The sequence below is a fragment of the bacterium genome (assembly GCA_030247525.1).
In the GTDB taxonomy this organism is placed as follows: domain Bacteria; phylum Electryoneota; class JAOADG01; order JAOADG01; family JAOADG01; genus JAOTSC01.
This window is the reverse complement of record JAOTSC010000004.1, coordinates 1-13687: the sequence shown is the minus strand read 5'-3', so window position 1 is coordinate 13687 and position 13687 is coordinate 1. Positions and strand designations below refer to the sequence as shown.

The window sequence follows — 13687 nt, the reverse complement described above, 5'->3', positions numbered from 1 at the left end:
ATGAAAATCTGTGTATTAGCCAGCGGTTCCAGCGGTAACTGCACCTTCATTGAAATCGGCGGCGTACGGCTGTTAGTTGACGCCGGAATTTCTGCACGCAGGATCGTCGATGGTCTCCGGGCAGTCGGCGAGCGTATCGAAGATGTGGAAGGAATCCTCCTGACTCATGAGCACCACGACCATGTGACTGGAATTCCCCGTTTGATGGAAAAGTATGGCTTGCGGTTGTTTACTAATCTTGCAACGAAAAAAGCACTGCAGTTTCCGATGCCCTATGGCAAATGGTTTGAATTGAAACGCGAACCGTTTGCCATCGGCGCTGTGCAAATCCATTCCTTTTCGATTAACCATGACGCCGCTGACCCAATGGGATTCCGATTAGTGAACTCCCACGAATCCGCCGCCGTTGTGACCGATATCGGCTCAGTAACGAACCTTGTACGCGACCAGTTAACCGGTGTGAATGCCCTCGTGTTTGAAGCGAACTACGACCCCCAGATGTTGCAAAACGGCCCCTACCCGTGGGACTTGAAGCAACGGATTGCTTCGCGGTTGGGTCACCTCTCGAATCAGGATTCCGGTCAATTTTTGACTGAAATTCATCACGAATCGTTGCAGAAAGTGTTTTTAGCGCACCGTTCCGAAAAGAACAACGATCCTCATCTTTCCATCGATACCGTTCAACAGATCGTAGAGACTGCCGGGAAGAAAATTCCTTCGATTGAGTTAACCAGTCAACGAACCGCCTCGAATATCTGGACTTCCGATAATTCCTGATGTTAGCACATCGGAACCCGGAATTTTAGTGACTGAGTTCGTAAAAACAACTAAATCCAACTGATTCAATTTTTCGAATTCCGAACCCCGAATTCCGAACCCCAAGCAGCGTTTTCATTCCTTTCCCTTTTTTACTACTATGTAGCAGTCAAACAAACAGTGATGAAGGCTATGTCGACGAAAACCGAACCCACCGTAACGTTGCCGATCGCTCGGGAGCATGGCTTACTCGAGATCGAATACGACCGGATTTGTGATATTCTCGGACGAACACCGACTTGGACTGAGTTGGGCATTTTTTCCGTGATGTGGTCCGAACACTGTTCGTACAAGAATTCGATCTTGGAATTGAAAAAACTCCCTCGTAGCGGTGGGCGGTTGCTCGTGGAAGCCGGTGAGGAAAATGCCGGATTAGTAGATATTGGCGATGGATTGGCGATTGCCTTCAAAATCGAATCGCATAACCACCCATCCGCTGTCGAACCGCATCAAGGCGCAGCGACCGGTGTTGGCGGTATTCTCCGCGACATTTTTACGATGGGCGCTCGTCCGATTGCCAATCTCAATTCCCTCCGCTTCGGCGATCCGACTGATGAGCATACCCGCTATTTAGTCGACGGTGTTGTTCGCGGCATCGGCGATTATGGCAATTGTATGGGGATCCCCACTGTTGCCGGCGAAGTCGCCTTCGATCCCAGCTATCAAACAAATCCCCTGATCAATGCGATGACGGTTGGAGTCGTCGATACCAAACATATTCTCTCAGCGGCGGCTTCGGGACCGGGAAATCTGGTGTACTACATTGGAAACAAAACCGGACGAGATGGCATTCATGGCGCAACCTTCGCCTCTGATGAACTATCCGAAGACTCTACGGCAAAACGACCCAACGTACAGGTTGGCGATCCCTTTACCGAAAAACTCTTGTTGGAAGCAACGCTTGAACTGGGAGTAAAAGGTTTATTAGTCGGTATACAGGATATGGGCGCAGCAGGGCTGTCTTGCTCAACTTCCGAAATGTCCGCTCGTCATCCATTCATCGGTATGGATATCGATTTAGACAAAGTGCCGCAACGAGAACCAGGACTCACTTCCTACGAAATCATGTTATCGGAATCGCAAGAGCGGATGCTGGCGGTGTGTACACCGGAGAACGCGGCAGAAGTCGAGGCGGTTTGTGCCAAGTGGAGCGTCACAGCGGTACCGATAGGTGTTGTTACTGATACCGGTAATCTTATTATCAAACATCAGGGAAGAGTGGTTGCTCAGATTCCTGCTGATGTACTTGTACTCGGTGGCGGCGCTCCGCGGTACACTCGTGAAAGCCGCGAACCCGCAGACTTGAAAGAGCGGCAAGCATTCGATCCATTGTCGGTTGAATATCCCTCGAACTCCGAGTGCTTTGACTTACTTTGGCAAGATGTTTCGTTAGTCTCGAAACGTTGGGTATTCCGGCAATATGATCACACTGTGATGGGAGCCACGGTTCGCGGTCCCGGCGAAGCCGACGCCGCAGTTGTTTGGATTCCCGGTACGGGAAAAGGCTTTGCGACCAAGACCGATTGTAACGCCCATTGGGTAGGACTAAACCCATTTTGGGGTGCCGCTCACGCTGTTGCCGAGAGCGCATTGAATGTGGCTTGTACCGGCGCTGCACCGGTTGCCATTACTAATTGCTTGAATTTTGGGAATCCGTATAAACCGGAAGCGTATTACTTCTTCCGCGAAGCAGTCGCTGGAATGGGACAAGCCTGCCGGGAACTCGGTACTCCCGTATCGGGCGGTAATGTCAGCTTTTACAATGAATCCATCGATTGCGCAGTATTGCCAACACCCACCATCGGCATGTTAGGAATTCTTGACGATGTCACGAAAAATGTTGGCTGTGGTGCGATTCCGGGAACGACTTTGGTTCTCTTAGGTGATCGGGGCGATTTGGAATTAGGCGGCAGTACCTTGCTGAAGCTCACATCAGGAAAAACCGCCGGACCCCTGCCAACCTTGGATTTCAACCGACACAACACTATACTTGAACTCTTACAGGAAGGGATTGCGGACGGTTGGTTTTTGGCGGCTCATGACTGTTCCGAAGGCGGCTTAGCGCTCTGTCTGGCTGAAATGGCAGTTACTGGAAACATCGGCGTAACCGCTAACCTGCCAGCTCATACGAACCGGTTGCATTGGTTTGGCGAATCGGCGTCACGAGTCGTTGTATGTGTCGAACCGGAATACGTCGACGAGTTACTTGCAGCCACGCAGAGTATAAAACTCCCTGCCCTTGTCTTAGGTCAAACCGGAGGAGATCGCATTCGATTCGACGATTGGATGGATTGCCCGGTTTCCGAACTAAAAACGAAGTACGAAACCAGACTCTTCGATGTAATGGGAGAGGCAGAGTAACCATGAAACAGACCCTCATTATTGTATCATTAGCAATAATTGCCTCAACAGCATTCGCGCAGATTTCGATTGATCGCAGCGAGTTTCCGCAAAGCGTTGGAGCCACCACGACTTTTCTCACGGGCTTTAACGAAGAAGTCAATTTGGGAACGACTGGCGGCCCGCAACGTTGGGATTTTTCGCAGATTCCCGAAGGCGCAGTACCGCAGGTGAATGTTACAATTTCTCCAGATTCTACTCCTTGGCCATCGACATTTAACTGGGGCAGTACCTCTAATCCCCGGTATGCGCAGCTTGCCGAGCGTGGTGCCGGTTTAACTGGTGGTCTGGTCGATACAAGCGGCTTCTATACCTATTTTCGTTTCTCGACAAACGCATTTGAGATGCTCGGTTTTGGCATCAGCGCCGATACGTTGATTCCAACTCAAGCGGTGAAACCATCGAATTCCATTCGGATGGCGCAAATTCCATTGAATTATAATGCGACGTGGTGGGACTCATTAAAAGCGACCATCGATTTACCCGATACCGGTGGTGTCGATTTGAAAGCGAAATTGAATGTCCGGTATCAGCACGTTGTCGATGCTTATGGGATGTGTCTTTATCCCAACGATTCCGCCCAAACCCTGCGGCAGGTTTCAGTTTCCAGCGGAAACATCCAAATTGGTACCGTAATCTTTAGCATTTTCATTCCTTTGCAAACGATAACGATTCCTGCGCAAACCCAAGTGACTTGGATTGCGGAAAATCACGGCCCAGTGGTTACAGCAATAAGCGATACCGGGATTACAACACCGAACTTCACCCGCGCTACACAGTTGCAATTGAACGGTCGGCGCTGGAATTCCAGCGTATCACAACCACTGGAAAATGCACCGATGCCAAGCGATCTCGTCATCAAAGCGTATCCGAATCCCTTCAATCCTGCGACTTCAATTCAGGTTACGTCCGATGTGGCAGGTACGGCTGTTGTGTCGATTACCGATGTGTTAGGTAGGGAAGTCGCTTCGCTTTATCGTGGTAACATTGAAGCGGGAACGATGCTCCAATTGCATTGGAATGCTAAGGCTTCCGCAGGAGTATACTTTGTTCGTGCGACCGTGAATGGGATGACGAAATCGTCGGTTTTGCTCCGTTTACCGTAATTGCGAAAAAGATGTTATATTGTGCGGTTTATCATTGGCGAGCGCGCCCGTAGCTCAATTGGATAGAGCGTTGGCCTCCGGAGCCAAAGGTTGTGGGTTCAAATCCCGCCGGGCGCACCATTCGCCACCGGAAAGGTTTTACCCATGTTGCGGTCGCGATATTTTGTTCCAACCCTAAAAGAATCTCCTGCGGATGCCCAAGTTGTCTCGCATCAACTCATGGTGCGCGCGGGTCTTGTCCGGCAACTGGTCGCCGGAGTTTATTCCTTTTTGCCACTCGGTCTCAAAGCCCTTCAGAAAGCCATAAACATCGTCCGCGAGGAGATGGATGGCATCGGTGCACAAGAGTTTTTTCTCCCCTCGTTGAATCCGATTGAAATCTGGGATGAAACCGGACGCAATGCAGCTTTCGGCGACGATATGATGCGGGTAAAAGACCGCAAGGGTCGCGAATACGCATTAGCGCCAACCCATGAAGAAATCATTTGCCACCTCGCACGCAGCGAAGTTCGCTCTTGGCGTGATATGCCGCAAATCTGGTATCAGATTCAAACCAAGTATCGCGACGAACCACGTCCCCGTTCCGGTTTACTGCGTGTCCGACAATTCCTGATGAAGGATGCCTACTCGCTCGATATCGATCAGGACGGGTTAGACCTTTCGTATAGCAAGCACCGCGTAGCTTACCAGCGAATTTTTGAACGGTGCGGTTTGAATTACTTCATCGTCGGCGCATCTTCCGGCTTGATGGGCGGTACCGGCAGCGAAGAATTTATGATTGAATCCGATGCCGGAGAAGATAGGATAGCCCGATGCGAAGCGACTGGCTATGCCGCGAATGTCGAGATTGCCACTTCGATTCCTCATCCCATCACCGATGAAGAATCTGTTTCGACACCTTATGAATTGGTAACACCCGAGCAACGTACCATTGATGAAGTAACTGCCTTGCTTGGTGTTCCTGCCTATCGGATGGTGAAGACGTTGGTTTACATCACAGGATCGGATAAACTGGTGGTCGCGCTGTTACGCGGTGACGATGAATTGGTCGAAGCGAAGTTAATGGCGGCGGTCGGGGAACAAATCTTCCAAGCACCTCCTAACGCAATACCCGAACACTTTAACGGTGCCGATGTCGGATTCTTAGGACCGCAGGGAGTGCAACTCCCAATCTATGCGGATCACCGGTTGTTAAACGGACGCAATCTGATATCCGGTGCGAATAAAAACGGCTATCATCTCGGTGGGCTTGATACTGGTCGTGACTTTAAACCAACCTCTTTTGTCGATTTACGCGCCGTAAAAGAGGGCGAGGGCTCACCTGACGGCGGCGGCCCATTAACTGTCGTTTCTGCAATTGAGTTGGGACATATCTTCAAATTGGGTACTAAGTATTCCCACGCGATGGGTGCAACCTATCTTGATGAGCACGGTAAGGAAAAAGACATCATCATGGGTTCCTATGGCATTGGCGTCGGGCGTATCTTGGTCGGTGCGATTGAGCAGGATCACGACGAGAACGGTATCGTATGGCCACGGTCGTTGACCCCTCTGAAGGCAACGATTGTTCCGGTAAATGTTGCCAAGAAAGAACTCTGGGAAGTTGCCGAGAAGCTGCATGACGATTGCAAAGCAATTGGGATGGAGTTGTTACTCGACGACCGCGATGCGCGCGCCGGAGTGAAATTCAAGGATGCCGATTTGCTCGGATTCCCTTACACCATCGTCGTTGGCGATAAATCAGTTGCCGAAGGTTTGTTTGAAGTAAAAGATCGCCGTACTGGCGAACGTTCGATGACTACCCGGGCTGCTTTGTTAGAGTTGTTACAATCGGTTTAACGGAGTACTGCAAATATGTCAGAGCTTGGCAAAGATAGTTCGAGTCGATACCGAACCTCTCGTGCCGAACTCTGGGACGAAGAAGAGATCGAGTCCGGAAAAGGATTGGCGTTACTTAGCTATTTGCCGGGACTCTGTTTCATTGGACTACTTCAAGGACCGGAGAACCGGTTTATCTACCATCATGCGCGGCAAGGTTTCCTTTTGTTTATCATCGAGATCGCTGCGCTGTTATTCCGCTGGAATTTGGTTTGGGATGCACTGCTCGTGATTTGTGCGGGGCTCGCTTTGTTCGGTATGATTAACGCATTTTCCGGACGCTCTTTCCACATTCCCATTCTATCCGATTGGTTTGGTGGACTTAGGGGGTAACAAAGTTTGAAGATTATCGATCGGGCGAAAGAGTTTACACGCGCCCGGGAAGTGATGGCGGCGGGTATTTATCCCTATTTCCGTTCCATCGATAGTGATCAGGATACCGAAGTTATCATCGACGGAAAATCCGTTTTGATGATGGGTTCCAACAACTACCTCGGATTAACGAATCATCCCGAAGTGAAACAAGCCGCTAAGGATGCGATTGACCGGTTTGGTACCGGTTGCGCCGGCTCACGCTTTTTGAATGGCACTTTGCGCATCCATCTTGAACTCGAGGACATGCTTGCCGAGTTCATGGGCGTTGAAAAAGTACTAGTCTTTACCACTGGACATCATGTCAACTTAGGGGTTATCGATACATTGGTGACGCGCGGTGATTATGTCATCGTCGATTCACAAGATCATGCCAGTATCGTCGACGGTACCCGGTTAACCTATGCCGCGAAACGCAAATTTGCTCATAACGATATGGCTTCGTTGCGCGAAGTACTCGAAGCGCTGCCTATCGACAAAATAAAGTTCATCGTGGTCGATGGAATTTTCTCGATGGAAGGCGATATCGCCAAGTTGGACGAAATCTGTAAGTTAGCGGATGAGTTCAACGCCGATGTTATGGTAGACGACGCTCACGCGATTGGAATTATCGGTCCTCATGGCGAAGGTACGGCAGCGCATTTTGGAGTACAGGATAAAGTAACATTGACCGGTGGAACATTTTCTAAATCGTTGGCGTCAGTCGGTGGATTTGTCGGCGGCAGCGAAGAGATAATCCACTATCTAAAACATCATAGCCGTTGTTTGATTTTCACCGCTTCTCCGTCGCCAGCAAATGTCGGCGCGGTGATGAAAGCGCTCGAAATTATGCAACGTGAACCGGAGCGCCGCGAAAAGTTGTGGGCAAACACGCATCATTTGCATTCCGCTCTCCATACTTACAATTTCAATACACTTACGAGTGAAACGCCGATAGTGCCAGTCGTGGTCGGTGACGATATGACCTCATTTACTTTTTGCCACCGCTTACAAGAGGAAGGTGTTTTCGTAAATCCTGTAGTGTCGCCCGCGGTCGATCCGGGAGAAGCACTCATTCGATTATCGCTAATGGCGACGCATACATTTGATCAAATCGACCGTGCTGTCGATGCGATTGTGAAGGTGGCGCGCGAGTTGCGAGTATTGTGATTGAGATTTCGTTTTGGGAAGTAGTGTATCGATATTAGTAAGTGATTGGAAAACTTAGAATGAGTACTATCGAAATCATTCCTGTAGAACGCCCGGTCGAGGATCGGGCGTTTGTCGAACTGGGGTTTCGCTTAAATGCGAAGTATCCTCAGTTCGCCAATCAGTTGCAATCGGATGTACTAAAAGTACTTGACCGCACTGCGAATCCTTTTTGGCAACGGGCGGAGCGCCAACTCTTTCTCGCCAAGAAAGACGGCGAACTGGTCGGACGAATTGCCGCAATCGATAACCATGCTCATAACGAATGTCACGATGAGAATGTCGGACATTGGGGTTACTTCGAGTGTACTGACAATCAGGAAGTTGCAAACGCGCTGTTTCACGCGGCAGAACAATGGGTGTTACAGCGGGGACGCGACAAGATTCTCGGCCCGATGAATCCCTCCACCAATGACGAGTGTGGCATGCTGATCGATGCCTTTGATCAACCGCCCGTTATCATGATGACATGGAATCCGGAATACTATCTCAAGTTGGTGGAAAATGCCGGTCACACGAAGGCAAAAGATTTGTACGCCTGGTGGTTTGTGCAAGCCAACGTTTCCGAACGATACCGCCGCGGCGCTGAGCTAATTCAACGGCGTACAAAGGCGGTTATCCGCTCGCTTAACATGGATCGATTTGAAGAAGATGTCGCGTTAGTTAAGACGATTTATAATATGGCATGGGAAAAAAACTGGGGTTTCTTCCCAATGACCGATGCTGAGATGAACCATCTCGCGAAAGCATTGAAACCAATTGTCGTACCCGACCTTTGCATTTTCGCCTTTATCGACGATAAACCCGTTGGTTTCTCATTAACGCTTCCCGACTACTACCAAGCGATGAGATATATCCGCGATGGAAAACTGATGCCATTCGGTTGGTTGAAACTGCTGTGGCATATCAAAGTCGCCAAGACCATCACTCAGTTACGAATGTTGGTGATGGGAATACTGCCGGAGTATCGCAGCCGCGGTATTGATGTGCTGCTCTATCATGCGGCGATTGAAGCCGCAAATCGATTGGGTTACCAAGCTGCCGAACTCTCATGGATTCTCGAAGACAATACGATGATGAATCAAATCCTCGAGAATCTCAATGCGAAATTGTATAAACGGTATCGGATTTACACCAAGGATTTGCGGTGAAAATTGCCGTGACAGGCGGCACCGGATTTATCGGCTCCCACTTTGTCGAAGCATTGCTCGCACGCGGTGATTCCGTACGAATTCTTACCCGCGATAAAGTTGCCAGTTCGTCCGGAGTTGCAACGCAAACGACTTCGCAGTCCCCACAAAAAGTATACATTTCCTGCAATTACGATAGGATTGATTCGATTTCAAGCGCCATCGACGGATGCGATTGGGTGATTCATTTGGCAGCGGCGTTGCGTGCAACCAATCAATCGCAGCTCCCGGCGATCAATCGTAAGAGTACAGAAAATCTCCTTACTGCTATCCAAACCAGATCGGTTCCACCAAAACTATTACTGTGCTCATCGCAAGCGGCGGCTGGTCCTGCCCGACGAAGCGTACCACTTACTGACGACGATCCGGCGCAACCGATAAGCTGGTATGGCAAATCGAAACGGGCGCAGGAAGAAGTAGTACTTGCTGCGGGTAATTCACTCTGGTGGACAGTATTACGACCGCCAGCGGTGTTTGGACCCCGGGAAAAAGACATTTTCGTGTTCTTTCGGGTATTGTCCCGTGGCTGGTCAACCCGAATTGGCAATGTAAAGCGACAATTTAGTTGGATCTATGTGACCGACTTTATCGAAGCGATTCTATCAGTGATGGATTCCGACGCTTGCCGCAACCAAATCAATTTTGTGAAGTCGGGCGACACCGATTGGGAAGAATTCCGGGCTGCCGCTGCCGAAGCGCTGCAAGTTAAGTATCGCGTCGTCACAATGCCGGAAACCTTTGCGAAATTGGTCGCGAATTTCAGTGAATTTGCAACGAACTTTACCGGAAAACCGGCGTTACTGAATCGCGACAAAATTTTGGAGTTATCTTACAGCGATTGGCGATGCGACGATACCGCGTTTCGCCATCTTACTGGATTGACGAACCGCACGTCCCTGAAAATTGCGTTGCAGGAAACGATTGATTGGTATCGAATGGAAAAGTGGTTATGAACGAATCCTGCGATCTTTGCCGGCTGCACTCACTGCGTGAATTAAAATCGACGCTGCATTACGAGAATGAGCAATTCATTGTCGTTGATTGTATTATTTGTCAAACGCCGATGGTTGTATTGAAAGCGCATCGCCCTTCGTTCAACGATCATGAGAAAAACACCTTAGCGAAGATGTTGATCGAGTTGTTCGGCATTCACGGCGTATTGGATTGGGAACAGCGGAAGATTCCCGAACATGCCCACGTCCATTTACGACCCCGCCCCTTCCCCGGTACTGTTACCGTGCCGTTGAGCCAATATGTCTGAGCGGCTGCAAATGTTAATTTCCCAGATAAAGAGCCACCCTTCGCTCGGTAAAATCCTCGCGATGCACGAGCGGCTCCCCGGTTCGCCGGTACGATTCGAAGACGATCCGTTGTTACTGCCGCCCGTTTTAACCGCGCTGCAATCGCAAGGTATCTTCCGGCTCTATTCCCATCAAGTCGAAGCATTACGAAGAATCCGCGAAGGGAAGAGCGTTGTCATCGCGACGCCCACCGCCTCGGGAAAAACTCTCAGCTACTTCATTCCGGTAATCGAATCTGCGCTGACGAAAAACGGTCGAGCGATTTTCATGTACCCGTTGAAAGCGTTAGAGAATGATCAACTGCGAAAATGGGAGCAGTTTACCAAGCTGATGCCATTGGGAAATCCGCCCAGAGCTTTGATCTACGATGGCGACACCCCTGATCCACAGCGGAAACTGATTCGTAAAACGCCGCCTCACGCCTTGTTTACAACGCCGGATATGCTGCATCTGGGGATTCTTCCCTATCACGCTTTGTGGAAAGATTTTATCGCATCGCTATCGCTGATTGTAGTCGATGAACTTCACACCTATCGCGGTTTATTCGGCACCCACATGGCGTTGGTGTTCCGCCGCTTGCGTCGAGTTTGCGAACGGTATGGCGCGAAACCGCAATTCCTCGCGACCAGCGCGACCATTGCCAACGCGCAACAATTAGGCGAAATGTTGTTCGGCGGCGATACCGTCGCTATTGAAGAGTCCGGCGCGCCGCGTCCCGCCCGCAATGTCATGTTGTTTAATCCCGAAGAAACCAGCGCTTTCACGGAAACGGCACGGTTGTTCACATTATCTGTGACTAACGGATTGCGGACATTGGTATTCACCCGGTCGCGTCAGGAAACCGAGCGGATGTATCAAGCGATTGCCGAATCCGCTCCATCTATTGCCAATAAAATCTCCGCGTACCGTGCCGGCTACTTGCCGGAGGAACGCCGCGAGATCGAAAGCAGGTTGGCAACCGGCGATTTATTAGGGGTGATTTCCACTTCTGCGCTCGAATTGGGTATCGATATTGGTGGCTTGGATGTCTGTATCCTTAGCGGATTTCCCGGTCTGATCGCACAGACTTGGCAACGGTGGGGTAGAGTGGGGAGGGGTGACTCTGAGGCAATGGTTGCGTTGGTCGCTTCTCCGAATGCCCTCGACCAATATTTGCTTCGGCATCCCGAAGAACTGTTTTCCCGTCCATTTGAATCGGCGAACATCAATAGCAACAATGCGAATGTCCTCGACGCTCATCTCCAATGCGCCGCGCAAGAGATACCGCTCCGGTTGGAAGAGCCGTGGCTCCAAAATCCCAAAGTGCGGGATCGGATGGACGCGAGTATCGCAGCGGGGAACTTGATCGAGGCTGCCGATGGCGGTCAGTGGTTCTCGCCGGATCAACAACCGCAACGCAAAGTCGATATCCGCTCGGCTGGTTCGCCTTACATTATTCAGGATCAAGTTACCGGCAAGAAAATCGGAGAAGTTTCCGGGAATACCGTATTTCGCGAATGCCATCCGAATGCGGTGTATCTGCATAACGGACGGGTATTCGTCGTAACCGCGCTTGATCCATCGACCAGCAATATACTTGTAACCGAACCGTCGCCGCCGCCGCCCTACTACACAATGCCGCGTACAGAAAAGGAAACCGAGATTCTGGAAGAACTGGAATCGCGGACCTTTGGTGAGTATCGGATCTGTTTCGGCAGATTGAAAGTGCATGAGCAAGTTGTTGCCTACGAACGACGTCAAAAGGATACGCGACGGTTGGAAAATGTGTTTCCACTTGATTTACCGGAGACGGTATTCGAAACAACCGGGGCTTGGATTGAAATGCCGGCATCTATTATCGAGCGGTGGACGGAAAACGGGTATCATTTTCCCGGCGCGCGCCACGCCACCGAACATGCCTTGCTCGCGATGTTGCCGCTCATCGCATTATGCGACCGGAACGACGTTGGGGGGATCACCCTCGATATTCACGAGCAGACCCGGTGCCCAACGATATTTCTGTATGATGGTTTTACCGGCGGAGCCGGACTGGTTGAGACCGGTTACCGGCAGTGGGAAGAGTGGTTACGGCGATCACATCAACTGGTCAACGAGTGTCCCTGTCAAGAGATCGACGGTTGCCCCAGTTGTATCCAGTCGCCAAAGTGCGGCAGCGGGAACCGCCCCCTCGACAAAAAAGGGTGTATCGCGCTACTCGAATTCATGCGGAACGGAAAACATGAGCAATCCGTACAATCTTCGACGATTGTTGCCCGTCATTCCAAAGCGAAACCGGAAATCGTGAAAACTCAACAATTATTGCCGCGGAAATTAGAAGAGACCGGCACCGTATACTTCGACATCGAAACGCTTCGCAGCGCCGACGATGTGGGTGGTTGGGGAAAAATTAACCTGATGGGGATCGCCCTTGCCGTTGTGTTCGATGAGCGGACTCAGCAGTACACCACCTATCGCGAAAAGGATGTGCAGCAACTGATCGCACATCTCGATTCGGCGGAATTGGTGATCGGTTACAATACGCTGCGATTCGATTACGAAGTATTGCGCGGCTACGTTTTACGAGATTTCAAAGAATGGCGCAGTTTCGATATGCTGGTGGAAGTACAGCAGCGTTATGGCGGCAAACGGCTTCCCCTGTCGGCATTGGCGAAAGCGACACTCAACAATGACAAAAGTGCCGACGGGTTACAGAGTCTTCAATGGGTAAAAGAAGGGAAATGGAATTTAATCGAAGAGTATTGTACCCATGATGTGCAGCTTACCCGCGATCTCTTTAAGTTCGGGTTGGAACGCGGTTATCTGTTAACGGAAGATCGGCGGGGCATGCGTTTGAAAATCGCCCTCGACTGGAATCTTGACAAAATTCTCGGCTCGCGATAATTGCCCGTGCTACGCTTGCGTTGTACATTCAATAACGAACCCTTAGTTCATAGGAATCAATGAAACGGAACAAAATTCTTGTATTGGCGGCGTTGCTGGCAATAGCGGGCATGTTGGCATCATGTGCCGACTTTTCCAGTAATATCGGGCAAAATCAAATCACACCGCCGTTGGATGGCAGATTTTACGATACAATTTTGGTCGCAACCAACGACAGCAGCTACCGGAACAGCGGCAGTATCATGACCAATGGCAATCTCCATTTCGGATACTATCGCGGGATGGAAGCGAGTACCGCCATGCGGTTCGACAACTTCGATTCACTTGTCCTCGATACCGCACTGTACGATTCCGCCCGGGTTGAACAAGTCTGGCTTACGCTGCATCCGATTCGCGAGGAGTACGGATTGCTTGCTGATAATGTAACAACGCCGATTCCGCTCGAATTCTGGCAGCCGAATGTTTACTCACAATACTTTGATTTATCACTTGATTCGATTCGCAATCACTCGACTAAGTTAAATGGTACCGTTTCCATACCCGGCGATACTACCGG

At 50.4% G+C, this 13687-nt stretch carries 11 protein-coding genes and 1 tRNA gene; all 12 read left to right on the top strand.

The window, feature by feature from the left end:
• Positions 1-777 (top strand): MBL fold metallo-hydrolase, encoded by a 777-nt coding sequence (locus OEM52_00900; protein MDK9698694.1) that lies wholly within the window; start codon positions 1-3, stop codon positions 775-777.
• 171 nt (positions 778-948) lie between these two features.
• Positions 949-3177, top strand: coding sequence for a phosphoribosylformylglycinamidine synthase subunit PurL (gene purL, locus OEM52_00895; GenBank protein ID MDK9698693.1), 2229 nt, complete (start codon positions 949-951; stop codon positions 3175-3177).
• A gap of 2 nt (positions 3178-3179) precedes the next feature.
• Positions 3180-4322: a T9SS type A sorting domain-containing protein gene (locus tag OEM52_00890; protein ID MDK9698692.1), complete on the top strand. Its 1143-nt coding sequence runs from the start codon at positions 3180-3182 to the stop codon at positions 4320-4322.
• Between the two features lie 43 nt (positions 4323-4365).
• Positions 4366-4442 (top strand) — tRNA-Arg (locus OEM52_00885).
• A gap of 24 nt (positions 4443-4466) precedes the next feature.
• Positions 4467-6161: a proline--tRNA ligase gene (locus OEM52_00880; GenBank protein MDK9698691.1), complete on the top strand. Its 1695-nt coding sequence runs from the start codon at positions 4467-4469 to the stop codon at positions 6159-6161.
• Positions 6162-6176: 15 nt separating this feature from the next.
• Entirely contained in the window at positions 6177-6533 is a 357-nt protein-coding gene (locus tag OEM52_00875) for a hypothetical protein (GenBank protein MDK9698690.1), read from the top strand.
• Positions 6534-6539: 6 nt separating this feature from the next.
• A complete protein-coding gene (locus OEM52_00870) occupies positions 6540-7721 on the top strand; it encodes a pyridoxal phosphate-dependent aminotransferase family protein (GenBank protein ID MDK9698689.1) in 1182 nt (393 codons plus the stop codon).
• Between the two features lie 59 nt (positions 7722-7780).
• Entirely contained in the window at positions 7781-8911 is a 1131-nt protein-coding gene (locus OEM52_00865; protein MDK9698688.1) for an N-acetyltransferase, read from the top strand.
• Positions 8908-9903 carry an NAD(P)-dependent oxidoreductase gene (locus OEM52_00860; GenBank protein MDK9698687.1) on the top strand — a complete coding sequence of 332 codons (996 nt, stop codon included), beginning with the start codon at positions 8908-8910 and terminating at the stop codon, positions 9901-9903. Before OEM52_00865 ends, OEM52_00860 begins: the two co-directional genes overlap by 4 nt.
• The gene (locus OEM52_00855; GenBank protein MDK9698686.1) at positions 9900-10211 is read left to right on the top strand and encodes a hypothetical protein; all 312 of its coding nucleotides are present in this window, start codon (positions 9900-9902) and stop codon (positions 10209-10211) included. The genes OEM52_00860 and OEM52_00855 overlap by 4 nt, the downstream gene beginning before the upstream one ends.
• Positions 10204-13131 carry a DEAD/DEAH box helicase gene (locus OEM52_00850; protein ID MDK9698685.1) on the top strand — a complete coding sequence of 976 codons (2928 nt, stop codon included), beginning with the start codon at positions 10204-10206 and terminating at the stop codon, positions 13129-13131. The genes OEM52_00855 and OEM52_00850 overlap by 8 nt, the downstream gene beginning before the upstream one ends.
• A 59-nt stretch (positions 13132-13190) precedes the next feature.
• The coding region (locus OEM52_00845; GenBank protein MDK9698684.1) for a hypothetical protein at positions 13191-13687 on the top strand (497 nt) is incomplete at its 3' end.

Bases quoted from the DNA above. Each gene is read 5' to 3' on its own strand.
- OEM52_00880 (MDK9698691.1), top strand. From the start codon at position 4,467: ATGTTGCGGTCGCGATATTTTGTTCCAACCCTAAAAGAATCTCCTGCG.
- OEM52_00900 (MDK9698694.1), top strand. From the start codon at position 1: ATGAAAATCTGTGTATTAGCCAGCGGTTCCAGCGGTAACTGCACCTTC.
- OEM52_00865 (MDK9698688.1), top strand. From the start codon at position 7,781: ATGAGTACTATCGAAATCATTCCTGTAGAACGCCCGGTCGAGGATCGG.
- OEM52_00890 (MDK9698692.1), top strand. From the start codon at position 3,180: ATGAAACAGACCCTCATTATTGTATCATTAGCAATAATTGCCTCAACA.
- OEM52_00850 (MDK9698685.1), top strand. From the start codon at position 10,204: ATGTCTGAGCGGCTGCAAATGTTAATTTCCCAGATAAAGAGCCACCCT.
- OEM52_00855 (MDK9698686.1), top strand. From the start codon at position 9,900: ATGAACGAATCCTGCGATCTTTGCCGGCTGCACTCACTGCGTGAATTA.
- OEM52_00875 (MDK9698690.1), top strand. From the start codon at position 6,177: ATGTCAGAGCTTGGCAAAGATAGTTCGAGTCGATACCGAACCTCTCGT.
- purL (MDK9698693.1), top strand. From the start codon at position 949: ATGTCGACGAAAACCGAACCCACCGTAACGTTGCCGATCGCTCGGGAG.